This is a genomic window from Kitasatospora sp. NPDC036934, assembly GCF_055608425.1.
Window position 1 is genome coordinate 124,263 of the sequence record NZ_JBVJQR010000011.1, and the last position, 24,470, is coordinate 148,732.

Sequence of the window (24,470 nt, forward strand, 5' to 3'; positions counted from 1 at the left end):
TCCTCAGGGTCGGGTTCGGATCAGCGCTTGGTGGACGGACGGCCCTTGGCACGCGGGGTGCCGGCCGCGCGACCGCGCTGACCGACCATACCCGCAGGCTGGTCGTCCTCCACGGCCGCGTCCGTCGCCGCCTCGCCCGAGGCCTCCGCCTTGGCGGCCGCAGCCCGGTGCTGCAGGACGCGCTTGCGCAGCGCCTTCATCTCCGGCTGCTCCTCCTTGAGCTGCGCCAGCAGCGGGGTGGCGACGCAGATCGAGGAGTAGGCACCGGCCGCGAGGCCGATGAACAGCGCGAGCGAGATGTCGTTCAGGGTGCCGGCGCCCAGCAGGCCGCCACCGATGAACAGCAGCGCGGCGACCGGCAGCAGCGCCACCACGGTGGTGTTGAGCGAGCGCACCAGGGTCTGGTTGAGGCCCGCGTTGGCCGCCTCGCTGTAGGTGAGCTTGTTCTGCTTGGTGAGCCCCTTGGCGTTCTCCTTCACGGTGTCGAAGACGACGACCGTGTCGTAGAGCGAGTACCCGAGGATCGTCAGGAAGCCGATCACCGTACCGGGGGTGACCTCGAAGCCCACCAGGGCGTAGACGCCGATGGTGATCAGGAGGTCGTGGATCAGCGCGACCAGGGCGGCCAGTGCCATCCGCCACTCGAAGGCGATCGCCAGGTAGACCGTCACCAGGACCATGAAGACGACCAGGCCGGTGAGCGCCTTGTTGGAGATCTGCTTGCCCCAGCTGGGGCCGATCACCTGGGCCTCGACGGTGTCCAGCGGCACGCCGAGCTTCTGCGAGAGCTGCGAGCGGATCTCGTCCGAGCTCTTCTGCTCGTCGGTGCTGACCTGGATGCGGATCTTGTTGTTGTCCGTCGACTGCACCAGCGGGTGCGAGGAGACGATCCCGTCGGCGGTGTCCTGCGCCTGCGAGACCGTCAGGCCCGGCTTGGTCACGGTGTAGACCGAACCGCCCTTGAACTCGATGCCCAGGTGCAGGCCCATGGCCAGACCGATCGCCGCGACCAGCACGATCACGCCGGAGATGGAGTACCAGAGCTTGCGGCGCCCGACGAAGTCGAAGCTGACCTCGCCCTGGTAGAGCCGGTGGCCCAGATTGGAGAAGCGCGACACGGTGTCAGGCCTCCTTCACGGCGGCAGAGGAGGGGTTGCGACGACGGCTGCTGCGCAGCGGCGGGCGGGCGCCCAGCCGCTTCGGGTCCACACCGGACCACGGGTGGCCGTCGGAGAAGAACTTCCGGCGGGCCAGCAGCGTGATCAGCGGCTTGGTGAACAGGAAGATCACCACGACGTCCAGCGCGGTGGTCAGGCCCAGGGTGAACGCGAAGCCCTGGACCTTGCCGACCGAGACCACGTAGAGCACCGCGGCGCAGAGGAAGGACACGAAGTCCGAGACCAGGATGGTGCGCCGGGCCCGCGGCCAGGCCCGCTGGACCGCCGGGCGCAGCGGGGCGCCCTCGCGGACCTCGTCGCGGATGCGCTCGAAGTACACGATGAAGGAGTCGGCGGTGATACCGATCGCGACGATCGCACCGCAGACCGCCGGCAGGTTCAGCGCGAAGCCGATCGCGTTGCCGAGCAGGCTCATCAGCGAGTAGGTCAGGATCGCCGAGACGATCAGACCGGCGATCGAGACCAGGCCGAGGCCGCGGTAGTAGATCAGCGAGTAGGCGACCACCAGCAGCATGCCGATCGCGCCGGCGACCAGGCCGGCCTTCAGCTGGTCGCTGCCCAGCGCCGGGGAGACGGTGGTGATGTCGCCCTTCTGGAACTCCAGCGGCAGCGCGCCGTAGCTCAGCACGTTGGAGAGGTCCTGCGCCTCGGGCTGGGTGAACTGGCCGGTGATGACCGCGCTACCGCCCGGGATCGCACCGTTGACCTGCGGGTGCGAGACGACCTGGTTGTCCAGCACGATGGCGAACTGGTTGGTCGGCGGGGTCTGGGCGGCCAGCTGGGTGGTGATCTTGGTGAAGGCGTCGGTGCCGGTGCCGTTGAACTGCAGCTGGACCTGCCAGCCGGCACCGGTCTGGGTGTCGAGGCTGGGCTGGGCCTTGGAGACGTCCGAGCCCTTCACCGCGACGGGGCCGAGGGCCAGCTTCTCGTAGTAGCCGCCCTTCGCGGGCTTCTGCGAGCAGGCGACCATCGCCTTGTCGTCGGCGGCGGTCTGGGCCGCGCGGGCGTCCGGCTTGGTGCAGTCGAGGTCGGCGAACGCGGCCTGCAGCTCCGGCGGGACGGTGCCCTGGGTCATCGCCGCGGTCAGGTCGGCGGCGCTCGGCTGGGTGGGCTGGGCGCTCGGCGCGCCGGAGGCCGACGGGGCGGCCGAGCCGGTGGCGGACGGGCTGCCGCTGACGCCGGTGGCGGCGGGGCTCGGGCTGGAGCCCTCGGCGGCCAGCGCCTCACCGACGGAGCGGCCCTGCTTGGTGGCGCTCGCGCTGGCGGAGGCGGTGGGCGCGTGGCTCGCGGAGGAGCTCGCACCGGGGGAGGCGGTGGCACTGCCCGACGGAGCGGCGTTCGGGGTGCCCGAGGCGCCGGCGGACGGGGAGCCGGTGGGCGCGGGCGGGGTCACACCGCTGGGCGCCACGGCCAGGACCGGACGGAAGAACAGCTTGGCGGTGGTACCGACCTGGTCCGCCGCGTTCTGCTTGTCGCCGCCCTTGGGGATGTTCACGATGATCGTGTCCGAGCCCTGGGTCTGGACCTCCGCCTCGGAGACACCCATTCCGTTGACGCGGCGCTCGATGATCCCGACGGCGATGTCCATGCTGGACTTGTTGATCGCCTTGGGGTCCTTCGACTTCGCGGTCAGCGTGATGCTGGTGCCGCCGGCGAGGTCGATACCGAGCCGGGGCTTGGTGCTGCCCGTCCCGAACATGAGGGCGACCAGTCCGACGGTGACGACCAGGATGAGGGCCAGCGCCCGCCCTGGGTAGCCGTCGCGCGGGCGCGACTTGGGTGTTGCCACCTTGCTCGTTTCTCCCTGTCCATGCCACTTTCCCGACCGGACCCCCGTCCGGCTCGTGGCGGGACGGGGGCATGGCGGGTGTGCGGCCCTGAGGTCCTGTGGGCTCGCGGCAGTGTGCCGCGCGGCCGGGCGGATTACCCGGCCGTACTACTTGCTCGCGGGAGCCCCGCCCTCGACATCGCCCTTCTCGGCGCTGTCCTTGGTGAGCGTCAGCGGCTTGTCCTCGACCGGCGCGGCGTCGGCGTCCTCGGCCTCCGGCTCGGACAGCTCGTCGTCGGCGGGGCGACCGTTGATGATCGCGTCGTACTCCTGGGGGTCCAGGACGGCCGCGATGGCGCTCTTCGTGAAGTGGGTGATCACGCCGGGCGCGATCTCCAGCTCAACGGTCTCGTCGTTGACCGCCTTCACCTGGGCGTACAGGCCGCCGATGGTGCGCACCCCCGCCCCGGGCTCCAGCGCGGACTGCATCTGCTGAGTCTGCGCCTGGCGCTTCTTCTGCGACCGGAACATGAGCACGATCGCGATGATCGGGAGGAGAAGGATGATGAGGTTCACTGCAGCCAGGGTCCTTTACGGGCCGCCGGCCGGCGGCCTGTGTGGTATGGGTCGGCCCGTCAGGTGAGAGGGGCGGTCCGGCGGAGTCTAGGCGACCCCGAACTGATCGGACAACGCCAAGCATCGCATCCTGCCGCCGAAAGTGGCGACCCTCCGCCTGCACGGATTCCCCGGACTTCTCCCCCGCCTCCTCCAAGGGGCACAGCGCCGGGAGGAGCCGGGAACGGCCGCCACCTCTCACCCGTTCAGCCGAGAGCGGTCAACCCGCGTCCGGCGGGAACAGCTCCGGCTGGGACGGCACACTGCCACGAGTGGTCTGGACCGGTGGGGTCATCCCGAAGTGCTGCCAGGCGGCGGCGGTGGCGATCCGCCCGCGCGGGGTGCGGGCCAGCAGCCCCTCCCGGACCAGGAACGGCTCGGCCACCTCCTCGACCGTCTCGGACTCCTCCCCCACCGCGACCGCCAGTGTCGACAAACCGACCGGACCGCCGCCGAACAGCCGCAGCAGCGCGTCCAGCACCGCGCGGTCCAGCCGGTCCAGACCGCGGGCGTCCACCTCGTAGACGTCCAGCGCCTGGGCGGCGATCCCGACGGTGACCACCCCGTCGTGGCGGACCTGCGCGTAGTCGCGGACCCGGCGCAGCAGCCGGTTGGCGATGCGCGGGGTGCCCCGCGAGCGCCCCGCGATCTCGGCCGCGCCGGCCGGGTCTATCTCCACGTCCAGCAGCGCGGCCGAGCGGTGCACCACCTTCTGCAGCTCGGCCGGGGCGTAGAACTCCATGTGCCCGGTGAAGCCGAAGCGGTCGCGCAACGGCGGCGGCAGCAGCCCGGCCCGGGTGGTGGCGCCGACCAGGGTGAAGGGCGGCAGCTCCAGCGGGATGGCGGTGGCACCCGGGCCCTTGCCGACGATCACGTCGACCCGGAAGTCCTCCATGGCCATGTAGAGCATCTCCTCGGCCGGCCGGGACATCCGGTGGATCTCGTCGAGGAAGAGCACCTCACCCTCGGTGAGCGAGGAGAGGATCGCCGCGAGGTCCCCCGCGTGCTGGATGGCCGGGCCGGAGGTGATCCGGATCGGGGCGCCCAGCTCGGCGGCGATGATCATGGACAGGGTGGTCTTGCCCAGCCCGGGCGGCCCGCTCAGCAGCACGTGGTCCGGCGCGCTGCCGCGCTTGCGGGCCGCCTGGAGCACCAGGGACAACTGCTCGCGCACCCGCTCCTGGCCGATGAACTCGTCCAGCAGCTTGGGGCGCAGCGCGGCCTCGACCGCCTGGTCCTCGCCGTCGGCGGCGGCCGTGACCAGCCGGTCGGCGGGTTCCGAGTCGTACATCCTCGCGGGCTCCAGAGTCTCCGGTGTCGATGGTGTCGATGGCGTCGATGCTGTCGAGGGTGCCGGCGGCGTCGACGATATCGACGATGTCGACAAACGGACAGGTCGTCAGGTGGATTCAGCGGGCCCGGTTGAGGCCGCGCAGGGCGAGCCGCAGCAGCGCGCCGACGTCCGTGGTCTGCTGCGCCTCCGCCTCCGGGGTGACGGCCGCGACCGCCTCGTCCGCCTCACGCGGGGCGTAGCCGAGGCCGGTCAGCGCCGAGTGGAGCTGCTCGCTCCACGGCGCCGGGCCGCTCGCGATCGGCTTCTGCGCGGGCACCGCGCCGTGCGGGGCGCCCAACTTGTCCTTGTACTCCAGTAGCAGCTTGGCCGCCTTCGCCTTGCCGATGCCCGGCACCGCGACCAGCGCCTTCTCGTCCCCGCCGGCCACCGCGGCGCGCAGCGCGTCGGGGCTGTGCACGCCGAGGATCGCCTGGGCCAGCTTGGGGCCGACGCCCGGCGCGGCCTGGAGGATCTCGAACACCGACCGCTCGTCATCGTCCGCGAAGCCGAACAGGGTCAGCGAGTCCTCCCGGACCACCAGCGAGGTCGCCAGCCGGGCCGGCTCGCCCAGCCGCAGGCCGGCCAGGGTGTTCGGGGTGCACTGGACGGCCATGCCGACCCCGCCGACCTCGACCACCGCGACACCGGAGGAGATGGCCGCCACCGGCCCTTGCACGAAGGCGATCACCGACTACTGCCTTTCACGGAGAAGGAGCCCCTCGGGGCCGTGGAGCGGGCTGCCTGGGCGGCGGCCTGCGCCGCGGCCTGCAGCCGGTTGGTCGTCCCGCCGCGCCAGATGTGGCAGATGGCCAGCGCCAGCGCGTCGGCGGCGTCAGCCGGCTTGGGCGGGGCGTCCAGCCGCAGCAGACGCTGCACCATGGCCGTGACCTGCGCCTTGTCCGCCCGGCCGGAGCCGGTGACGGCGGCCTTGACCTCACTGGGCGTGTGCAGGGTGACCGGGATGCCGCGCCGGGTGGCGCAGAGCATCGCGACCGCGCTCGCCTGGGCGGTGCCCATCACGGTACGGACGTTGTGCTGGGCGAAGACCCGCTCGACCGCGACCAGGTCGGGCCGGTGCTCGTCCAGCCAGGCCTCCAGGCCCTGCTCGACCAGCAGCAGCCGTTGCCCGATCTCGGCGTCGGCCGGTGTGCGCACCACGCCCACCCCCGCCATCCGCAGCGGCCGGCCCGGCGCACCCTCGACCACGCCGACCCCGCACCTGGTCAGCCCCGGGTCGACACCCAGCACCCGCACGTCACGCCCCGCCTCTCTGCGACCCGTCACCGCCACTCGCCCCGGTGCCCCGCCACTTACGGCGAGGACCTGCGAAGGCTACCGTCCGGGTCCGACAATCCCGCCGACGACACCGGCCCGGCGGTCCTGGGACCACCGGGCCGGGCAGTGAGAACGATCACCGGGGACCGTTACTCGGCGTCGAGCTGCGCACCGACCTCGTCGGAGATGTCGAAGTTGGCGAAGACGTTCTGCACGTCGTCGCTGTCCTCCAGCGCGTCGATCAGCTTGAGGATCTTGCGGGCGCCGTCGACGTCCAGCTCGACCTGCATGCTCGGGAGGAAGTTGGCCTCGGCCGAGTCGTAGTCGACGCCGGCGTCCACCAGCGCGGTGCGGACGGCGACCATCTTGGAGGCCTCGGAGATGATCTCGAAGGAGTCGCCGAGGTCGTTGATCTCCTCGGGCTCCTGGTCGAGGACGACCTCGAACAGCTTGTCCTCGTCCACGCCGTCAGCCTTGGGGACGACCACGACGCCCTTGCGGTTGAACAGGTACGACACCGAGCCCGGGTCGGCCATCGAGCCGCCGTTGCGGGTCATCGCGACGCGGACGTCGGAGGCCGCGCGGTTGCGGTTGTCGGTGAGGCACTCGATCAGGACGGCGACACCGTTCGGGCCGTAGCCCTCGTACATGATGGTCTGGTAGTCGGCGCCGCCGGCCTCCAGACCGCCACCACGCTTGACGGCGCGGTTGATGTTGTCGATCGGGACCGAGCTCTTCTTCGCCTTCTGGATGGCGTCGTAGAGGGTCGGGTTGCCCGCCGGGTCGGGCCCGCCGGTCCTCGCCGCCACCTCGATGTTCTTGATCATCTTGGCGAAGAGCTTGCCGCGCTTGGCGTCGATCACGGCCTTCTTGTGCTTGGTGGTAGCCCACTTAGAGTGGCCGGACATCGCCAGCTCCTTTACGTCGCCAATGGAAATGAACAGATGAGATCTTACCGGTGTCGTCACCGGTGGGGCGCACACGGCTACACCGGGGCCTACCGGGTGGCGAGGTGCTCCTCGACCATCTTCACGAAGTAGGCGTGCACCCGGTGGTCGCCGGTGAGCTCCGGGTGGAACGAGGTGGCCAGCAGGTTGCCCTGGCGCACGGCCACGATCCGGCTCTCCGGGCCGTCCGCGCCGGGCAGCTCGGCCAGCACCTCGACGCCCGTGCCGACCGCCTCGACCCAGGGGGCGCGGATGAACACGCCGTGCACCGGGGCGTCGTCCAGGCCCTTGAAGGCGATGCCGGACTCGAAGGACTCGTTCTGGCGGCCGAAGGCGTTGCGGCGCACCGTCATGTCGATGCCGCCGACGGCCTCCTGGTCCTCCCGGCCGTCGAGGATCTTGTCGGCCAGCATGATCATGCCCGCGCAGGTGCCGTAGACCGGCATGCCGGCGGCGACCCGCTCGCGCACCGGCTCCATCACGCCGAACAGCAGCGCCAGCTTGGACATGGTGGTGGACTCCCCGCCGGGGATCACCAGCGCGTCGACCTCGGCCAGCTCCTCGGCACGACGCACCGGACGGGCGAGCGCGTCGGCTTCGGCCAGCGCCACCAGGTGCTCGCGAACGTCGCCCTGCAGGGCGAGGACACCGATGACTGGAGTGCTCACGGTCTTCAACCTCAATCGATCGTTACCTACGGAAGGACGCGGCACGGCCCGCCGCACACCGAAGCGCTGCGGCGGGCCGGCTCGGAGAGGGGCGACTACCAGCCGCGGTTGGCGTAGCGCTCGGTCTCCGGCAGGGTGTCGCAGTTGATGCCGACCATGGCCTCGCCCAGGTTGCGGGAGGCGTCCGCGATGATCTTCGGGTCGTCGAAGAAGGTGGTGGCCTTCACGATGGCGGCGGCGCGCTTGGCCGGGTCGCCCGACTTGAAGATGCCGGAGCCGACGAAGACGCCCTCGGCGCCCAGCTGGCGCATCAGCGCGGCGTCGGCCGGGGTGGCCACGCCACCGGCGGAGAACAGCACGACCGGCAGCTTGCCGAGCTCGGCGACCTCCTTGACCAGCTCGTACGGGGCGCGCAGCTCCTTGGCGGCGGCGTACAGCTCGTTGTTGTCGAAGCCGCGCAGCTTGGCGATCTCGTTCTTGATCTGGCGCAGGTGGCGGACGGCCTCGACGACGTTGCCGGTGCCGGCCTCACCCTTCGAGCGGATCATGGCCGCACCCTCGGCGATGCGGCGCAGGGCCTCGCCCAGGTTGGTGGCGCCGCAGACGAACGGGGTGGTGAAGGCGAACTTGTCCGAGTGGTTGACCTCGTCGGCCGGGGTCAGCACCTCGGACTCGTCGATGTAGTCGACACCCAGCGACTGCAGCACCTGGGCCTCGACGAAGTGGCCGATCCGGGACTTGGCCATCACCGGGATGGAGACCGCCTCGATGATCTCCTCGATCATGTTCGGGTCGGACATGCGGGCCACACCGCCGTCCTTGCGGATGTCGGCCGGAACCCGCTCCAGGGCCATGACGGCCACCGCGCCTGCGTCCTCGGCGATCTTGGCCTGCTCGGCGTTGACCACGTCCATGATCACACCGCCCTTGAGCTGCTCGGCCATGCCGCGCTTGACCCGGGCGGTACCGATCTGCGGCTGGTCTGCGGTGGTGGGGGTGGTGGACACGTGAGACCTCACTCGAAGATGAACCAGTGCTATCGCCCTATGGTAGGCGGAACGGGTGGGCCAACCATGCGCCACCAAGTCCAGCCCGGACGACGGGATGCGACATTCGGGCCGTATCCGGGGACAGCCTAAGCAGGTGCTCCCTCCGGCGTAAGAGCGGGCGGCGGAGCATCGTCCATCTCGAAGGCCATCGGGAACGGCGCCTTGCCCGCCAACCGGAAGTACCGCACCAGCCGGTGCTCCCGCACCGCCCGGGCCGCCCGCACCGCGTCGTTGTGGAACCGACGGGCCATCGGCACCCGCCGCACGGCGGCCGTCAGATCACGAACCGCCTCCTCGCCCCCCGGCTCGGCCACCAGCGCGGCCACCTGTTCCGACTCCTCGAACACCGCCCGCAGCGCCAGGCTGAGCTGACTCTCCGCCACCTCGCGCTGCTCGTCCTCGGCCTGCCGGGCCGCGTGCGCCGCGTCCAGAAGCAGTAGTGAAGTGGCCGGATCCAGTAGCGAGGACGTCGCCAGCTCCATCGCCACCGAGGCCCGGCGGACCAGCTGCGCGTCCAGCGCCGCCCGCGCGGCGTCGATCCGGGCGTGCAGCCGGTCCAAGCGGCCGGCCGTCCAACTCAGGTACATGCCGAACAGCACCACGGCCACGCCGGCCCAGATCCAGGTAGTCACGGGCCGCTACGTTACCGGGTGTCACCGGCCGCCCCGCCCGGTGTCAGCCCCGTACGGTCCCGTTGCGGTAGCTGCCCCGGTCGATGTCCGCGATGTTCACCGCGGTGAACAGCCTGGTCCCCGGCAGCGGCCGGACGTGCTGCGCCAGCAGCGCCACCACGCCCTCGCTCAGCGCCGCCTTCGCCTCCGGCGTACGGCCCGGGAACATCTGGAACTCGACGTACACCTGGGCGTCACCGACCACCCCGGTGGTGCCGACCACCAGTTCCTCGCTCTGCCGGAACACCGTCTTGCAGGACTCCGGCTTCGCGTCGATCGTCTCCTCCGCCAGCCGGTTGATCGCCAGGCCCAGCTCCCGGCGGTCGAAGGTCCCGGCCAGGCTGGACGAGTAGTCGACGGAGATCTGCGGCATCGTTCCCCCATGGGTGTCGGTGGTGCGGTCGGCCCGACCCTAACCCCACCGACACCCGGCCCCGCAGAAGCCCCCGGCGCTCAGGCCCTAGCCGGTCGCTCCTCGCTGTCGTCAGCGGCGGGTCCTCCGGCTCGGAGTGCTGCGCTCGTCCTCCTCGACCACCGCCGCCGCCCCGGCCGTCACCGTCTCGTACACCGCCAGGATGTCCGCCCCGACCGTCGACCAGTCGAACCGCCGCACGTGCCGCGAGGCCGCCTTGCGCAGCTCCTCCAGCCGCCCCGGATCCCCCAACAGTCGCAGCGCGGTACGGGCCAGCGCGTCCGCGTCCTCCACCGGGAACAGCTCGCCGGCGTCCCCGCCGTCCAGCACCTGCTTGAACGCGTCCAGGTCGCTGGCCAGCACCGGGGCGCCCGCCGACATCGCCTCGACCAGGATGATCCCGAAGCTCTCCCCGCCGGTGTTCGGCGCCACGTACAGGTCCACGCTGCGCAGCAGCCGGGCCTTCTCCCGGTCCGAGACCATGCCGAGGAACTCCACCCGCTCGCGGACCTCGGGCGCCAGGCCGGCCACGGCCTCCTCCTCGTCGCCCTTGCCCGCGACCAGCAGCCGCACCCCCGGCCGCTCGGCCAGGATCCGCGGCATCGCCGCCAGCAGCGTCGGCAGGCCCTTGCGCGGCTCGTTGATCCGGCCGATGAAGCCGATCGTGCCCGGCTCCCCCGCCGCCGCGCCGCCGGTCCAGCGCTCGTCCGGCTCGGCGTCCGCGAAGAACCCGACGTCCACGCCGTTCGGGATCACCACCGCGTCCCCGCCCAGGTGCTCCACCAGGGTCCGCCGGGCGTACTCCGACACCGCGATCCGGGCCCGCATCTTCTCCAGCCCCGGCTGGAGGATCGGCGAGGCCGCGATCATCGCCCGCGAGCGCGGGTTCGAGGTGTGGAAGGTGCCCACCATCGGCCCGGTGGCCGACCACGCGGCCAGCATCGACAGACTCGGCGAGGCCGGCTCGTGCACGTGCAGGATGTCGAAGCGCCCCTCGCGCAGCCACCGCCGCACCCGGGCCGCCGACAGGATGCCGAAGCTCAGCCGCGCCACCGACCCGTTGTACGGCACCGCCACCGCCCGCCCGGCCGAGACCACGTACGGCGGCAGCGCCTCGTCGTCCTCGGCCGGCGCCAGCACCGACACCTCGTGCCCCAGGCCGATCAGGTGCTCGGCGAGGTCCCGGATGTGGAACTGCACCCCGCCGGGGACGTCCCAGTCGTACGGGCAGACGATGCCGATCTTCACGGGTTCCTCAAGCTCCTTCGGAAGGTCGTGCGGTGCTACGGGCCGGACTCAGGTGTTCCGGGCCGGGCTCAGGCCCCGGAGGCCTCGGCCGCCGGCTCCGGCGCCGCCCCGGGGCGCGCCGCGGCGCGGCCGCCCCCCACCGTCTCACGCGACGGCAGGTCGGCCGGCCAGAACTTCTGCAGCATGTGCCAGTCCTGCGGGTGCTCGCTGATCCCGCGCTCCCACACGTCCGCCAGGGCCTGGGTCATCGCCAGCGTCCGCGCCTTGCGGTCGCCCTCCTCCGGCACCGGCACCTCCGGGTGGATGGTCCCGCGCAGCACCGGGCCGTCGTACCAGAGCGTCGCCGGCAGCAGCGCCGCGCCGGTGCGCTGGCACAGTGCCGCCGGGCCGGCCGGCATCCGGGTCACCTCGCCGAAGAAGGACACCTCGATGCCCGCCTCCGAGAGGTCCCGGTCCCCTACCAGGCAGACCAGCTTGCCCGCGCGCAGCCGCCGCGCCAGCGTGCCGATCACGTTCACCCCGCCACCGGTCAGCGCCAGGACCTCCATGCCCTGGCCCTCCCGGAACTCGACGAACCGGTCGAACAGCCGCTCCGGCTTCAGCCGCTCGGCGACCGTGGTGAACGGGTGGCCCAGGTGCGCTATCCAGGTGCCCGCCAGGTCCCAGTTCCCCATGTGCGGCAGCGCCACCACCACGCCCCGCCCGGACTCCAGCGACTCCTTCAGATGCTCGACGCCGTCGATCCGGACGTCCCGCAGAACCCTCTCCCGGCTCCACACCGGCAGCCGGAAGGACTCCATCCAGTACCGCAGGTACGAGCGCATCCCGGCCCGCGACAGCCGCCGCAGCGCCGCCTCGTGCAGCCCCGGACGGACCCGGCGCAGGTTCGCCTCCAACTGCCGCACCCGCGGACCGCGACGCCGCCAGGCGTAGTCCGCCAGCCGGTCGAACAGCCACCGCGCCACCGGCTCCGGCAGGTGCTTCAGCACCGCCCATCCCAGCGCGTAGGCCCAGTACACCAGTCGGTCCGTCACCGCAGGACGCCCCCATCAGCTCCCGGCCGCCGCTCGGTCGGCCTCGAACGCCTCTCGGCGCACGGTCAGCATCCGCTGGAACACCGTCACCAGGCTGCCGGCCGCCACCAGCCACAGCGCCACCGGCAGCAGCCACTCCACGTACGGCACCCCGAACGTGTGCAGGCCGGCCACCCCGGCCGCGACCAGGCTGATCACCAGCCGCTCGGCCCGCTCCACCAGCCCGGACACGTCGCACGGCAGGCCCTGGCTCTCCGCCCGCGCCTTGGTGTACGACACCACCAGACCGCTGGCCAGGCAGAAGATCGCGACCGCGCACAGCAGGTTGTCGTCGCCCTTGCCCGCGTACCACATCGCCAGGCCGCCGAAGATCGCCGCGTCCGCGACCCGGTCCAGCGTGGAGTCCAGGAAGGCCCCCCACTTGCTGGTCCGGCCCAGCTGCCGGGCCATGTTCCCGTCCACCAGGTCCGAGAAGATGAACAGCGTGATCGTGATGGTGCCCCAGAAGAACTCCCCACGCGGGAAGAACACCAGCGCACCGGCCACCGAACCGGCGGTACCGATCAGCGTCACGGCGTCCGGGCTCACGCCCAGCCGGATCAGGAACGCGGCGAACGGGGTCAGAACACGTGTGAAGAAGGCACGCGCGTATTTGTTGAGCATGGCCTTCCCAGCCGCTCCGATTCTCCCGGGTACCCGCCTGGCGCAGTACGCGCGGCAGGCGGCCGGACGAATGAGCACGCCCGGCGCACCCATCGTAGCCACGCCCGGGACACCCTCCGTCGCACGCACCGCCGCACGGGCACCCCGGCAACGCCCCCCACACGTACGGTCACCGGCCGCCCGCACGACACGCGCCCGGCACGCCCCGACCCTAGACTGCCAAGGACAGCCTCGGCGCCACGGGAGGAGACCCCGATGCCCGACCGCAGCACCGGCCGAGCCGGCCAGGCACCCGCCGTCACCGGCCCGCAGGACCTGCGCAACGTCGTCCTCATCGGCTCCAGCGGTGTGGGCAAGACCACCCTCGCGGAATCCCTGGCCCTCGCCGCCGGCGCCACCGGCCGCGCCGGACGCGTCACGGACGGCACCACCGTCTCCGACCACGAGTCCATCGAGCACCAGCAGCAGCGCTCCGTCCAGCTCTCGCTGCTCCCGCTCGAGTGGAAGGGCGTCAAGATCAACCTGATCGACCCGCCCGGCCACCCCGACTTCGCCGCCGACCTGCGCGCCGCCCTGCACGCCGCCGACGCCGCCGTCTTCGTCGTCTCCGCCACCGACCCGGTCACCGCCCCCACCCGCGCGCTCTGGCGCGAGTGCGCCGCCGAGGGCATCCCGCGCGCCATCGCCGTCGCCAAGCTCGACCTCGCCCGCACCGGCTTCGACGACATCCTCACCAGCTGCCACGACGCCTTCGAACTCGGGCCGGACACCCTGCGCCCGCTCTTCCTGCCCGTCCTCCACGACGGGCACCCCGACGGCAGCGTCGACCTCCTCACCGGCGACACCTACGGCGAGGCCACTCCGCTGCCCGACACCGGCCCCGCCCACGACAGCCTCGTCGAGGCCATCTCCGGCCAGGACGACACCCTCATGGAGCGCTACCTCTCCGGCGACCCCCTCGACACCGACGCCCTCGAAGCCGGCCTGCGCCGCGAAGTCCTCGCCTGTGCCCTCCACCCCGCCGTCCCCACCAGCCACGACGGCCTCGGCGCCGCCGAACTCCTCGACCTGATCGCCCACACCTTCCCGAACCCCACCGAACGCACCCGCCCGGCCCCCGACTGCGACCCCGACGCCCCGCTCGCCGCCCAGGTCGTCCGCGTCACCGGCGACGCCTACGTCGGCCGGATCAGCCTGCTGCGCCTGTACGCCGGCACCCTGCGCCCCGACAGCCGGATCCACCTGGTCGGCCCCTCCCACACCGCCGACCAGAACGGCGACGAACGCGTCACCGGCCTCACCAGCCCCTTCGGCAAGCTCCAGCGGCCCGTCCCGCACGCCGTCGCCGGCGACCTCGTCTGCGCCGCCAAACTCACCACCGCCCGGGCCGGCGACACCGTCCACGACCCCGGCCACCCCGTCGAACTCGACGGCTGGACCCTGCCCGAGCCCCTGTTGCCGATCGCCGTCGAAGCCCGCAGCAAGGCCGACGACGACAAGCTCTCCCAGGCCCTCACCCGGCTCACCGCCGAGGACCCGGCGCTACGGCTCGAACAGAACCCGGACACCCACCAGCTCGTCCTCTGGTGCACCGGCGAGGCCCACGCCGAGGTCGTCCTCGAACGGCTGCGCACCCGCCACGGCGTCCACGTCGACACCGTCGAACCCAAGGTCGCCCTGCGCGAGACCTTCGGCAGCGCCGCGGCCGGCCACGGGCGCCTCGTCAAACAGTCCGGCGGCCACGGCCAGTACGCCATCTGCGACCTCGAGGTCGAGCCCCTCCCGGCCGGCTCCGGTTTCGAGTTCCAGGAGCACGTCGTCGGCGGCGCCGTCCCCAAGCACTTCATCCCCTCCGTGGAGAAGGGCGTGCGCGCCCAGCTCGCCAAGGGCGTCGCCACCGGCTTCCCGCTCGTCGACGTCCGGGTCACCCTCACCGACGGCAAGGCGCACTCCGTCGACTCCTCCGACGCCGCCTTCCAGAACGCCGCCGCGCTCGCCCTGCGCGACGCCGCCGAGCACGCCGTCATCCGGCTCCTCGAACCGGTCGCCGCCGTCAGCGTCCTGCTGCCCGACGACTACCTCGGCGCCGTCCTCGGCGACCTCTCGGCCCGCCGCGGCCACGTCCTCGGCACCGAGGTCGGCGGCCAGGGCCTGACCCTGCTGCGCGCCGAGGTCCCCGAACTCGAACTCGTCCGCTACCCGGTCGACCTGCGCTCGCTCACCCACGGCACCGCCGAGTTCTCCCGCGCCTACCTGCGCCACGAACCCATGCCCACCGCCCTGGCCGAGCGCTACACCGACTGACCGCCACACCGACTGACCGCCCCGTCGGTGTAGCGGCCGGGCGCTACACCGACGGGGCGGGCTTCCGGTTCGGCAGCGCACACGCCGCCGTGCCCCCCGGCATCCGGTGCCGGTTGCGCGACACCCAGCGGTACACCACGGCCGCCACCGGTCGCACCGGCGCCAAGGTCAACACCGCGCCCAGGTACGCCCACGCGCCCCCGGTGCGCAGCAACAGCCGCGCCACCGCCTGCGCGCCCCCGTACACCCGGCCCGCCGGGGTCACCCACAGCACCTCGCGCTCGGCCCGCTCCGCCGAGACCTCACCCAGGCCGCCCGCCACCGCGTCCAGCGCCGGCAGGTCCGCGAACTGGAACGGCACCGACTCCCAGCCACCCGAGGCCAGGGTCTGCCGCAGGAACCTCTCCCCCCAGCGCACACAGGACGAACAGAACGCGCAGTCCCCGTCGAAGACCAGCACCGGATCCTTCACGACAACCCCCTTCATCGACTCCACCCTCCATCCTCCCCCACCTGACACCGTCGGCCCGCGCGGGCATCGACCCCGCCGAAGCTGGGCATCATGCCTCTCAAGCCCTGGTGCGGCCGGAACGCACCGGTTCGTGACGGTACTTCAGACGATCATCCGCGCAGGGGTGCCACGGCACGGTAACCTGCCGCTGACAAGGGGAGGAGCAGACGCCACCGTGGCCACACTCGACATGACCCCGGGTGCGCAGATACCCCGGACCGACGCCGGCCCGCAGACCGCCGTCACCCAGGCACTCTCCTCGGCCGCCTACCGCGACGGCGAGATCGACAAGTTCGTCACGGACGTCACCGACGTCACGGCGAAGAAGGGCCGCTTCGCGCTCTTCCGCCCCAACCTCGGCGAGGCCTTCAGCAAGGCGCTGATCTCCCGTGCCCTCGGCGGCGACCGCAAACCCCTCGTCCCGTCCTTCGGCGTCGACACCCGCCAGGTCGTCGAACACTGCCTGGCCGCCGAGGAACTGCGGCACGCCCGCGACCGGCAGCTCAGCACCGTCACCGTCGTCACCGGCCTGCTCTTCCTCCCCGGCACCCTGGTCTGGCTCGGCGCCTTCCAACTGCGCGCCTGGCTCAAGCGCGACAACGCCCGCGGCGCCGACACCTACGGCGCCCTCGCCCTCATCGCGGCCGCCGTCCTGGCCGGCTTCCTGCTGCTGCGCCCCCCGGCGGCGGGCGTCCTGGGCATCTACCTGCGGATCACCATGCTCGCCCCGGTCCTCGGCTGGTACCTCGCCCGCCGGATCGTCGAGCGCTCCGCCAAGGACCTCCGCACCCGCTGGCAGAACCTGGTCGAGGGCAGCACCGTCGCCGCCAGCGTCGCCAAGGCCGTCCCCCGTGACGACCTGGACAAGAAGGCCAACGAACTGCGCGACCGGCTCAGTCGGCTGGACGCCGAGCAGGAGACCAACGTCCACCACTACGCCGGCCCGAAGGGCATCCTCGGCGCCGGCCGCCGCTGGGGCGAGTGGCGCCTGGCCGACACCCTCCACCCCGCCGAGGGCCACGCCGACTTCCGCGCCTTCCACCCCTGGGACCTGGTCCGCCGGATCTCCGCCCACCTCAAGGGCCTCGGCGTCAGCCACGTCGCCAACAGCGGCATCCCCAATGTCGCCATCAAGCAGTGGGCGGTCTTCGACATCAGCGAGGGCGCCGACGAGATCAGCCGCCCCGGCGGCGCCGACATGGACGGCGAGCGGATGCGCGACTTCGCCGTGCAGAGCCTCGCCGACAAGCAGACCTTCCCCGGCGGCCCCCGGCACTACCTGGCCACCCAGTTCATCACCCACGACGGCAAGCTGGTCATCACCTTCACCGTCACGGTGACCCTGCTCGCCAACGTGCTGAACATCGCGGTGGCCGGCTACGCGCTCGGCCCGGTCAAGGGCGTCTTCTTCGACAAGCCCAAGGACAAGGAGAAGAAGATCCCCAAGTCGGTGAAGTTCTGGGAGGAGCGCACCGTCACGCTCCCCCTGATCGACAACGACGAAGTCGTCCGCCAGGCCGTCCGCGCCCCCTTCCACAAGATGCCCGGCCTGCTCGGCTGGCTCGGCGGCGGCCTCGGCCTGCCCGAGCCCTTCGGACTGCGGCACTCCTGGGTCGGCACCGCCTGGAACAACCGCTCCATGGTCGACAACGCGATGAACGCCTCCGTGCCGGTGCTCAGTGCGGTCCACGCCGCCACCCTGGAGTTCCTCCAGGAGCACGACCTCGACGCCGACCGCTTCTTCAAGACCCGCACCTCGATCATCAAGTCCGAGGCGCAGGGCAGCCGCCCGTACAAGGTCGACGAGTTCAACGCCGGCTGACCGGAACGTACGCGAAAGGGGCCTGGCCACCCGAACTCGTCGGTGGCCAGGCCCCTTTCGCGTACGCCCGGGCCGCTCAGCCCTGCGGCCAGACCTCGGCCAGCATCTTGCGGGTGTCCGCCAGCAGCTGCGGCAGCACCTTGGTGTGGCCGACCACCGGCATGAAGTTGGTGTCGCCGCCCCAGCGCGGTACCACGTGCTGGTGCAGGTGCGCCGCGATCCCGGCCCCGGCCGCCGTGCCCTGGTTCATCCCGATGTTGAACCCGTGCGCCCCCGAGGCCGCGCGCAGCGCGGTCATCGCCCGCTTGGTGAAGTCGGCCAGCTCGACCGTCTCCGCCTCGTCGAGGTCGGTGTAGTCGGCCACGTGCCGGTACGGGACCACCATCAGGTGCCCGCCGTTGTACGGGTACAGGTTCAGCACCGCGAACACGGCGCTCCCCCGGGCGATGACCAGCCCCTCCTCGTCGCTCAGCGAAGGGATCGAGCAGAAGGGACAACCGTCGTCCGGAGCCGGGCCGGTGGGCTTGTTCTCACCCTGGATGTACGCCATCCGATGGGGGGTCCACAGGCGGCGGAAGCCGTCCGGCTCACCGACACCCCGCTGCAGTTCCGGCTCAGTCGTCATGCTGATCAGCATATTCGCCTGACGGTGCTTGCAAAGCCGCGCGGGGCAGACTCATCAAGAGCCTGCCCCGCGCGTGCTGGTCCGCCTACGGCGTCACACCTGGATGCGGTTCTTCACCGCGTCCACGATCTCCTGGACGGCGTCCGCGACCGGAACGCCGTTCTTCTGCTCGCCGTTGCGGTAGCGGAACGACACCGCGCCCGCCTCGACGTCGTCGTTGCCGGCGATCAGCATGAACGGGACCTTGGTCTTCTGCGCGTTCCTGATCTTCTTCTGCATCCGGTCGTCCGAGGTGTCCACGTCGACCCGGATCCCGTGCTTCTTGAGCTCGGCCGCGACCTCCAGCAGGTACGGCACGTGCTCGTCGGTGATCGGGATGCCGGTCACGGTGACCGGGGCCAGCCACGGCGGCATGGCGCCGGCGTAGTGCTCCAGCAGCACCGCGAAGAACCGCTCGATCGAGCCGAACAGCGCGCGGTGGATCATCACCGGCCGCTGACGCGAGCCGTCCGCCGCGGTGTACTCCAGGTCGAAGCGCTCGGGCAGGTTGAAGTCGAGCTGGATGGTCGACATCTGCCAGGTACGGCCGATGGCGTCCTTCGCCTGCACCGAGATCTTCGGGCCGTAGAAGGCCGCGCCGCCCGGGTCCGGCACCAGCGGCAGTCCCTGCTTCTCGGCCACGCTCGCCAGGACGCGGGTGGCCTCCTCCCAGGTCTCGTCGCTGCCGACGTACTTGACCGGGTCCTTGGTCGACAGCTCCAGGTAGAAGTCGGTCAGACCGTAGTCGCGAAGCAGGTTGAGCACGAAGGTCAGCGTGGAGTCGAGCTCCTCCGCCATCTGCTCGCGGGTGCAGTAGATGTGGGCGTCGTCCTGCGTGAAGCCGCGGGCACGGGTCAGACCGTGCACCACGCCGGACTTCTCGTAGCGGTACACCGTCCCGAACTCGAAGAGGCGCAGCGGCAGTTCACGGTACGAGCGGCCGCGCGCGTCGAAGATCAGGTTGTGCATCGGGCAGTTCATCGGCTTGAGGTAGTAGTCCACGCCCTCGTCGAGCTGCATGGGCGGGTACATGCCGTCCGCGTACCAGTCGAGGTGGCCGCTCTTCTCGAAGAGCTTCCCCTTGGTGGCGTGCGGGGTGTAGACGAACTCGTAGCCCTCTTCCTCGTGCCGCTTGCGCGAGTAGTCCTCCATCGCGCGGCGGATGATGCCGCCCTTGGGATGGAAGACGGCGAGGCCGGAGCCGATCTCCTCGGGGATGGAGAAGAGGTCGAGCTCGTTGCCGAGCTTGCGGTGGTCGCGCTTCTCGGCCTCGACGAGGAAGTCGAGGTGGGCCTTGAGCTCGTCCTTGGTCGGCCAGGCGGTGCCGTAGATGCGCTGCAGCATCGGGTTCTTCTCGCTGCCGCGCCAGTAGGCGGCCGCGTTGCGCATCAGCTTGAACGCCGGGATGTGCCGGGTGCTGGGCAGGTGCGGGCCGCGGCAGAGGTCGCCCCAGCACTGCTCGCCGCTCTTGGCGTCCAGGTTGTCGTAGATGGTGAGTTCGCCGGCGCCGACCTCGACGTCGGCGCCCTCGCCGGCGGTGGCGGCGGAGCCCTTGAGGCCGATCAGCTCGAGCTTGTACGGCTCGGCGGCCAGTTCCTCGCGGGCGGACTCGTCGGTGACCACGCGGCGGGAGAACTTCTGCCCGCGCTTGATGATCTCCTGCATCTTCTTCTCGATGGCCTTGAGGTCATCGGGGTGGAAGGGCTTCTCGACGTCGAAGTCGTAGTAGAAGCCGTCCTTGACCGGCGGGCCGATGCCGAGCTTGGCCTCGGGGTAGAGCTGCTGCACGGCCTGGGCCATGACGTGCGCGGTGGAGTGGCGAAGGATGTCCAGGCCGTCCTTGCTGTCGATCGCGACCGGCTCGACCTCGTCGCCGTCCTGGACGGCGTAGGCGAGGTCCTTGAGCTGGCCGCCGACCCGGGCGGCGATGATCGAGCGGTCGTCGGCGAAGAGCTCGGCGGCCGTAGTGCCCGTCGTCACCACGCGCTCTTCCCGATCGGGTTCGCGGCTGATGATTACCCGGACGTCCGTCACCGGTCTCTCCTGACGTGCTGGATTCAGAGGACGCAACACTGCGCTGCGCGTGACGATGGTACCGAGAGCGCCACCCGCGCCGCGCACCTGCGTCGCCTACGCCTGCCCTCCCCCGTCCCGCAGCCCCTTGAGCAGCCGCTCGCGGTCGCCCTCCGCCCAGCCGCACAGCTCCAGGCCGTGGGCCCGGGTCAGTCTGCGGAAGCCGTCGCGCCGCTCCAGCCGGCCGGAGACCCGGACCGGGACGCCGGAGAGGTGGGCCTCGACGGCGAGCCGGTAGTCGGGGTCGGCCAGGCGCACCTTGAGTTCGCGGACGTCGACGCCGCCGAGCACCCGCAGCCGTACCGCGCCCGGTCCGGCCGGGTCGGCTCGCTTGAGCCGGACCACCACGCCGATCACGGTGACGTCGACGGCGGGTTCGAGCCGTTCCAGCAGGTCGGCGGCCTCGGCCAGGGCGGGGAGGTCACCGGGCGAGAAGTCGAGCTCGATCCGGCGGTCGCCGAAGCCGCCCGGGGTCCCGGCGGCCGGCGACCAGGCGACGGTGAGCCGGGCGGCGGTCGCGCCGCGCACCAGGTCCTCGACGGACTGGACGAGTTCCCGGCTGACCCCGGAGCGGACGGCGTTCTCCAGGGCCTCGGGGCCGCCGCTGACCCGGCGGTAGTCGACCGCGTCGCGCAGCGCCTCCAGCGCGCGGACCAGGGTGGTGACGGCGCTCCGGCCCTCGGGGGCGGGGGTGTAGGCGGTGAGGGCGGCGCCCTGTTCGACGGCCCCCTGCTCGACGACCATGACGCGGTCCAGGTAGTCCCCGGCCGGGCCGTCCAGCCGGGCGCCGAAGTAGGCGGCGGTGGTCCGGCCGGCCTTGGCCCCCGCGGCGAGCATCGCGCGTGCCGCCCGCTGGAGCCGCTCGGCGTCGTCCCAGGGGGCGGCCTCGGCGGGGCCGGGCAGTTCGCGGCGCCAGCACAGCTCGTCGCCGGGGACGGCGAGGGCGAGCAGGATCGACCGGGCGGAGGGGGTGCGGGAGCGGGAGAGCGCGGTGACGGCGTCGCTGAGGAGTTCGACGGCGTCGTCGAAGCCGTCCGCGGTGGGGATGAGGAGACTGGTGCCTGGTTCGCCGTCCGGCGGGGTCCAGCGGCCGTACCGGGCGGCGGGGCCGCCGCGCCGGACCCAGCCGTGCCGGGTGAGCAGGGTGGCGAGCACCGCGGGGTCGACGGTGGCCGGGTCGGGCAGGGCCCGGGCCGGGTCCTGCGGTCCGTGCGGCAGGGTCATGGGCGTGCTTCCTCGCTGCCGGGGCCGGGCGGTCACGGGCTCTCGCCCGCGCCGACCCGGGCCATGATGTCGCAGAGCGCGCGGTCGTCGAAGACCTTGTCGGTGGGCACCCGGACGTTGGTGCGCCGCTGCCCGGTGACGGGGTGACCGGCCAGGTTGACCCAGTAGCAGCAGTGCCGCAGTTCGAGGGCGTCCGGGCGGGCCAGGAGCCACTGGTCGACCCGGCGCGGCAGCAGCATCACGACCAGGATGCGCGGGACGGCGACCCGGGCACGGGCGAGCTTGCGCAGGTGGTCGTTGTCCAGGGTGAAGCTGAAGAACGGCCCGGCCGGATCGGGGGCGATCTGCTGGGTCGCCTTGAGCTGGATCTTGATGGTGACCTCGTCGTCCACCTCGTGCGCCCGGGAGCCGTGGCTGACCTGCCAGTCGATGCCGTTGTCCGGGAACGGCTGGGAGAGCGAGCAGCCGGCCGCCGCGGCGACCGCGTGCAGATAGCCGACCTGCAGCGTCTCCATGCAGGCGGTGACCGCGAGGTTCCCCCTGAGTGCGGCCGCCGCCCCATCGGGCTGCGGCTGTGTCAGTGCCATCGCCCCATGGCCTCCCCCGGCTCCGGGCCCGCCCGGATTCGGACGGAGCGCCCTTGGGCAGGATCCCCGGTCGGGACTGGGCCAAACGGGTTGAGCGGACGTCAGAACCGGGTATCACCAGGGCGCGGAACGCACGCCTGAGGGGCAGTCATGCAGCAGCACTGGTACACCGGCCCACTCGCCTCCTTCGACACCGAGACCACCGGCGTGGACGTGGAGTCCGACCGGATCGTCTCCGCCGCCCTGGTCGTCCAACTCGCCCCGGGCACACCGGCTCAGACCACCACCTGGCTCGCCGATCCGGGCGTGCCGATCCCGGACGGCGCCCGCGCGGTGCACGGCATCACCGACGAGCAGGTCCGGACGCACGGCCGCCCGGCCCGCACTGTGGTGGCGGAGGTCACCCGCGCCCTGGCGGCGCAGGCGCGGGCCGGCCGACCCGTGGTGGTGATGAACGCGCCCTACGATCTGACGCTGCTGGACCGGGAGTTGCGCCGCCATCACGGACTGGCACTGAGCTCCGGGCTGGACGGCGCCGGACTCGTGGTGCTGGATCCTCGGGTGCTGGACAAGCACGTGGACCGCTACCGCAAGGGCCGCCGGACGCTGACCGACCTGTGCGCCCACTACGGCGTGGACCTCGCCGGGGCGCACGACGCGGCGGCGGACGCGACGGCGGCGCTGTCCCTGATCCGGCGAATAGGTGCCCGCTACCCGGCGGCACTCGGCGGGCTGACGGCGGCGGAGCTGCACCTGCGGCAGGCGGTCTGGCACGCGGCGCAGGCGCGGGGCCTGCAGGCCTGGTTCGACCGCTCGGGCACGCCGGAGCGGGTGGACCTCTCCTGGCCGCTGCGCCCGGCCCGGTGCGTCTGCGGCCGACGGCTGGAGCCCGAGCACGGTTGCGAGGCCGCCGCGTAGTCGGCCCCGAACGCGCCGCAGGCCCTGACCGGTTTCCTGGTCAGGGCCTGCGTGCTGTCCGGTGGGCGATACTGGGATCGAACCAGTGACCCCTTCGGTGTGAACGAAGTGCTCTCCCGCTGAGCTAATCGCCCGGGCAACGAGAAGAACTGTAGCACCATTCGGGGGCAGTCGTACAACTCGGTCTTCCGGAGTACGGCCGACACATCCACAGATCTCCCGCTCCGGACGGAAGATGACTGAGCCTCAGACGGATTTGCCGCCGTTACCCCGGATGGATTCCGGAAATACACGTGAGGCCCAGCCGATAATCGACTGGGCCTCACGTATCACAATGCATTCCGGTGGGCGATACTGGGATCGAACCAGTGACCCCTTCGGTGTGAACGAAGTGCTCTCCCGCTGAGCTAATCGCCCGGGTGCAGGGAAAACATTACCGCATCCCGGAGGGTGCTCCGAACACCCCGCCCACCCGCCCGCCTCTCCCCCGGCCCCAGGGCACCAGGGCCGGCCCGTACGGTCCAGCCCCGGCCCCCACCGCTCCACCGGCCCCGCCCGCGCGCACGACTCGTCGAGCCCGGCCGCACCACCCGCTCCCCTGTTCCCGGCCCGCCCGACCCCTCCTGCGGGCCGACCACATGACCCCGTACACGTCACCCCGGAAACCGCACCGAGAAGAACCGCCGGTAATGCCCCGGGCGGGTACTCCGTGACGATTCCGCAATGCGCCGTAAGGGGTACGACTCGCGCCCGAATCGGGACAGAGGGGTTTACATCGGTCTTGGGGGTGGGATGGTCCGTTCGCCGACGTGCGAATCCCCGAGCGCACACTGAGCGAAAGGCCATGGCGCTTATGAACACCACGGTCAGCTGCGAGCTGCACCTGCGCCTCATCGTGTCCAGCGAGTCCTCACTGCCCGTCCCCGCGGGCCTGCGCTACGACACCGCCGACCCCTACGCCGTGCACGCCACGTTCCACACGGGCGCCGACGAGACCGTGGAGTGGGTGTTCGCCCGAGATCTCCTCGCGGAGGGGCTGCACCGACCCACCGGTACCGGCGACGTCCGGGTGTGGCCGTCCCGCAGCCACGGGCAAGGGGTGGTCTGCATCGCACTGAGCTCTCCGGAAGGAGAAGCCCTGCTGGAGGCCCCGGCCCGAGCGCTTGAGTCGTTCCTCAAGCGGACGGACGCCGCGGTGCCCCCCGGCACCGAACACCGCCACTTCGACCTCGACCGGGAGCTGTCCCACATCCTCGCCGAAAGCTGACCCCGACCGGAGGCGGTCCAGCCCCGCTGTCGGCGGGGCCGAACTCCCTGCCGTCATCGCAGCCGTCCTACTCGGGGGCACGGCAGCGGACTCAGCCGCGCACGACGCGGTCTCGGGGCCGGTGAACGGCCCGCTCCCACCGGAGCGGGGCCACAGCACCGCAGGCGCCCGGCAGCGAGGCCGGTCACCCGTACGGGTGACCGGCCTCGCTGCCGGGCGCCTGCGGTGCTGTGGCCCCG

General features: G+C 71.7%; 23 protein-coding genes and 2 tRNA genes. 4 read left to right on the top strand and 21 right to left on the bottom strand.

Annotated elements, in window-relative coordinates; all coding sequences use genetic code 11:
- Positions 1 to 20: 20 nt before the first annotated feature.
- The 14 genes from secF to pgsA all read right to left on the bottom strand — a co-directional run bounded on the left by secF (position 21) and on the right by pgsA (position 12,861).
- Complete coding sequence (gene secF / locus ACZ7BZ_RS18555; RefSeq protein ID WP_470359220.1) at positions 21 to 1,118, bottom strand: protein translocase subunit SecF; 1,098 nt, start codon at positions 1,116 to 1,118, stop codon at positions 21 to 23.
- A 4-nt stretch (positions 1,119 to 1,122) separates the two neighbouring features.
- Complete coding sequence (secD, locus tag ACZ7BZ_RS18560) at positions 1,123 to 2,967, bottom strand: protein translocase subunit SecD (RefSeq protein ID WP_470359221.1); 1,845 nt, start codon at positions 2,965 to 2,967, stop codon at positions 1,123 to 1,125.
- Between the two features lie 147 nt (positions 2,968 to 3,114).
- Positions 3,115 to 3,522 carry a preprotein translocase subunit YajC gene (yajC, locus tag ACZ7BZ_RS18565; RefSeq protein WP_380462558.1) on the bottom strand — a complete coding sequence of 136 codons (408 nt, stop codon included), beginning with the start codon at positions 3,520 to 3,522 and terminating at the stop codon, positions 3,115 to 3,117.
- Positions 3,523 to 3,781: 259 nt separating this feature from the next.
- Positions 3,782 to 4,852: a Holliday junction branch migration DNA helicase RuvB gene (gene ruvB / locus ACZ7BZ_RS18570; RefSeq protein ID WP_470359222.1), complete on the bottom strand. Its 1,071-nt coding sequence runs from the start codon at positions 4,850 to 4,852 to the stop codon at positions 3,782 to 3,784.
- Positions 4,853 to 4,970: 118 nt separating this feature from the next.
- Positions 4,971 to 5,582, bottom strand: coding sequence for a Holliday junction branch migration protein RuvA (gene ruvA, locus ACZ7BZ_RS18575; RefSeq protein WP_470359223.1), 612 nt, complete (start codon positions 5,580 to 5,582; stop codon positions 4,971 to 4,973).
- Positions 5,579 to 6,148: a crossover junction endodeoxyribonuclease RuvC gene (gene ruvC, locus ACZ7BZ_RS18580; protein WP_380462561.1), complete on the bottom strand. Its 570-nt coding sequence runs from the start codon at positions 6,146 to 6,148 to the stop codon at positions 5,579 to 5,581. Before ruvC ends, ruvA begins: the two co-directional genes overlap by 4 nt.
- Positions 6,149 to 6,318: 170 nt before the next feature.
- On the bottom strand, positions 6,319 to 7,077 hold the full coding sequence (locus tag ACZ7BZ_RS18585) for a YebC/PmpR family DNA-binding transcriptional regulator (RefSeq protein WP_470359224.1): 759 nt from the start codon (positions 7,075 to 7,077) through the stop codon (positions 6,319 to 6,321).
- 89 nt (positions 7,078 to 7,166) lie between these two features.
- Entirely contained in the window at positions 7,167 to 7,784 is a 618-nt protein-coding gene (pdxT, locus tag ACZ7BZ_RS18590; protein WP_380462563.1) for a pyridoxal 5'-phosphate synthase glutaminase subunit PdxT, read from the bottom strand.
- A 95-nt stretch (positions 7,785 to 7,879) separates the two neighbouring features.
- Complete coding sequence (gene pdxS / locus ACZ7BZ_RS18595) at positions 7,880 to 8,791, bottom strand: pyridoxal 5'-phosphate synthase lyase subunit PdxS (RefSeq protein WP_380462564.1); 912 nt, start codon at positions 8,789 to 8,791, stop codon at positions 7,880 to 7,882.
- 128 nt (positions 8,792 to 8,919) lie between these two features.
- Positions 8,920 to 9,420: a hypothetical protein gene (locus ACZ7BZ_RS18600; RefSeq protein ID WP_465744838.1), complete on the bottom strand. Its 501-nt coding sequence runs from the start codon at positions 9,418 to 9,420 to the stop codon at positions 8,920 to 8,922.
- Positions 9,421 to 9,508: 88 nt separating this feature from the next.
- Positions 9,509 to 9,877: a 5-carboxymethyl-2-hydroxymuconate Delta-isomerase gene (locus ACZ7BZ_RS18605; RefSeq protein WP_380462565.1), complete on the bottom strand. Its 369-nt coding sequence runs from the start codon at positions 9,875 to 9,877 to the stop codon at positions 9,509 to 9,511.
- Between the two features lie 111 nt (positions 9,878 to 9,988).
- Positions 9,989 to 11,164, bottom strand: a complete 1,176-nt coding sequence (locus ACZ7BZ_RS18610) for a glycosyltransferase family 4 protein (protein ID WP_470359225.1) — start codon at positions 11,162 to 11,164, stop codon at positions 9,989 to 9,991.
- 68 nt (positions 11,165 to 11,232) lie between these two features.
- Positions 11,233 to 12,198: a phosphatidylinositol mannoside acyltransferase gene (locus ACZ7BZ_RS18615; protein ID WP_470359226.1), complete on the bottom strand. Its 966-nt coding sequence runs from the start codon at positions 12,196 to 12,198 to the stop codon at positions 11,233 to 11,235.
- Positions 12,199 to 12,213: 15 nt separating this feature from the next.
- Positions 12,214 to 12,861 carry a phosphatidylinositol phosphate synthase gene (pgsA, locus tag ACZ7BZ_RS18620; protein ID WP_470359227.1) on the bottom strand — a complete coding sequence of 216 codons (648 nt, stop codon included), beginning with the start codon at positions 12,859 to 12,861 and terminating at the stop codon, positions 12,214 to 12,216.
- A gap of 255 nt (positions 12,862 to 13,116) precedes the next feature.
- On the opposite strand from pgsA, the gene ACZ7BZ_RS18625 reads away from it, so the two are divergent.
- A complete protein-coding gene (locus tag ACZ7BZ_RS18625; RefSeq protein WP_470359228.1) occupies positions 13,117 to 15,165 on the top strand; it encodes an elongation factor G-like protein EF-G2 in 2,049 nt (682 codons plus the stop codon).
- 43 nt (positions 15,166 to 15,208) lie between these two features.
- On the opposite strand, the gene ACZ7BZ_RS18630 is transcribed toward ACZ7BZ_RS18625, so the two are convergent.
- Positions 15,209 to 15,652: a thiol-disulfide oxidoreductase DCC family protein gene (locus ACZ7BZ_RS18630; RefSeq protein WP_380462570.1), complete on the bottom strand. Its 444-nt coding sequence runs from the start codon at positions 15,650 to 15,652 to the stop codon at positions 15,209 to 15,211.
- A gap of 199 nt (positions 15,653 to 15,851) precedes the next feature.
- Here ACZ7BZ_RS18630 and ACZ7BZ_RS18635 point away from each other — a divergent pair, with 199 nt between their 5' ends.
- A complete protein-coding gene (locus ACZ7BZ_RS18635) occupies positions 15,852 to 17,498 on the top strand; it encodes a hypothetical protein (protein WP_380462571.1) in 1,647 nt (548 codons plus the stop codon).
- A 76-nt stretch (positions 17,499 to 17,574) separates the two neighbouring features.
- Here ACZ7BZ_RS18635 and ACZ7BZ_RS18640 read toward each other — a convergent pair whose 3' ends face one another.
- The 4 genes from ACZ7BZ_RS18640 to ACZ7BZ_RS18655 form a co-directional block, all read right to left on the bottom strand.
- Positions 17,575 to 18,135, bottom strand: a complete 561-nt coding sequence (locus ACZ7BZ_RS18640; protein ID WP_380463861.1) for an HIT family protein — start codon at positions 18,133 to 18,135, stop codon at positions 17,575 to 17,577.
- Between the two features lie 81 nt (positions 18,136 to 18,216).
- Positions 18,217 to 20,196, bottom strand: coding sequence for a threonine--tRNA ligase (gene thrS / locus ACZ7BZ_RS18645; protein ID WP_465744666.1), 1,980 nt, complete (start codon positions 20,194 to 20,196; stop codon positions 18,217 to 18,219).
- A 96-nt stretch (positions 20,197 to 20,292) separates the two neighbouring features.
- Entirely contained in the window at positions 20,293 to 21,459 is a 1,167-nt protein-coding gene (locus tag ACZ7BZ_RS18650; RefSeq protein ID WP_470359229.1) for a hypothetical protein, read from the bottom strand.
- 32 nt (positions 21,460 to 21,491) lie between these two features.
- Complete coding sequence (locus ACZ7BZ_RS18655) at positions 21,492 to 22,046, bottom strand: DUF4365 domain-containing protein (protein WP_470359230.1); 555 nt, start codon at positions 22,044 to 22,046, stop codon at positions 21,492 to 21,494.
- Between the two features lie 150 nt (positions 22,047 to 22,196).
- Between ACZ7BZ_RS18655 and ACZ7BZ_RS18660 the strand changes: the two genes are divergently transcribed.
- Positions 22,197 to 22,964: an exonuclease domain-containing protein gene (locus ACZ7BZ_RS18660; RefSeq protein ID WP_465744660.1), complete on the top strand. Its 768-nt coding sequence runs from the start codon at positions 22,197 to 22,199 to the stop codon at positions 22,962 to 22,964.
- A 62-nt stretch (positions 22,965 to 23,026) separates the two neighbouring features.
- Here ACZ7BZ_RS18660 and ACZ7BZ_RS18665 read toward each other — a convergent pair.
- Positions 23,027 to 23,098: transfer RNA gene (locus ACZ7BZ_RS18665), tRNA-Val, on the bottom strand.
- Positions 23,099 to 23,309: 211 nt separating this feature from the next.
- A tRNA-Val gene (locus tag ACZ7BZ_RS18670) sits at positions 23,310 to 23,381 on the bottom strand.
- A gap of 436 nt (positions 23,382 to 23,817) precedes the next feature.
- On the opposite strand from ACZ7BZ_RS18670, the gene ACZ7BZ_RS18675 reads away from it, so the two are divergent.
- Positions 23,818 to 24,231, top strand: coding sequence for an SsgA family sporulation/cell division regulator (locus ACZ7BZ_RS18675; protein ID WP_030056266.1), 414 nt, complete (start codon positions 23,818 to 23,820; stop codon positions 24,229 to 24,231).
- Positions 24,232 to 24,470 lie beyond the last annotated feature (239 nt).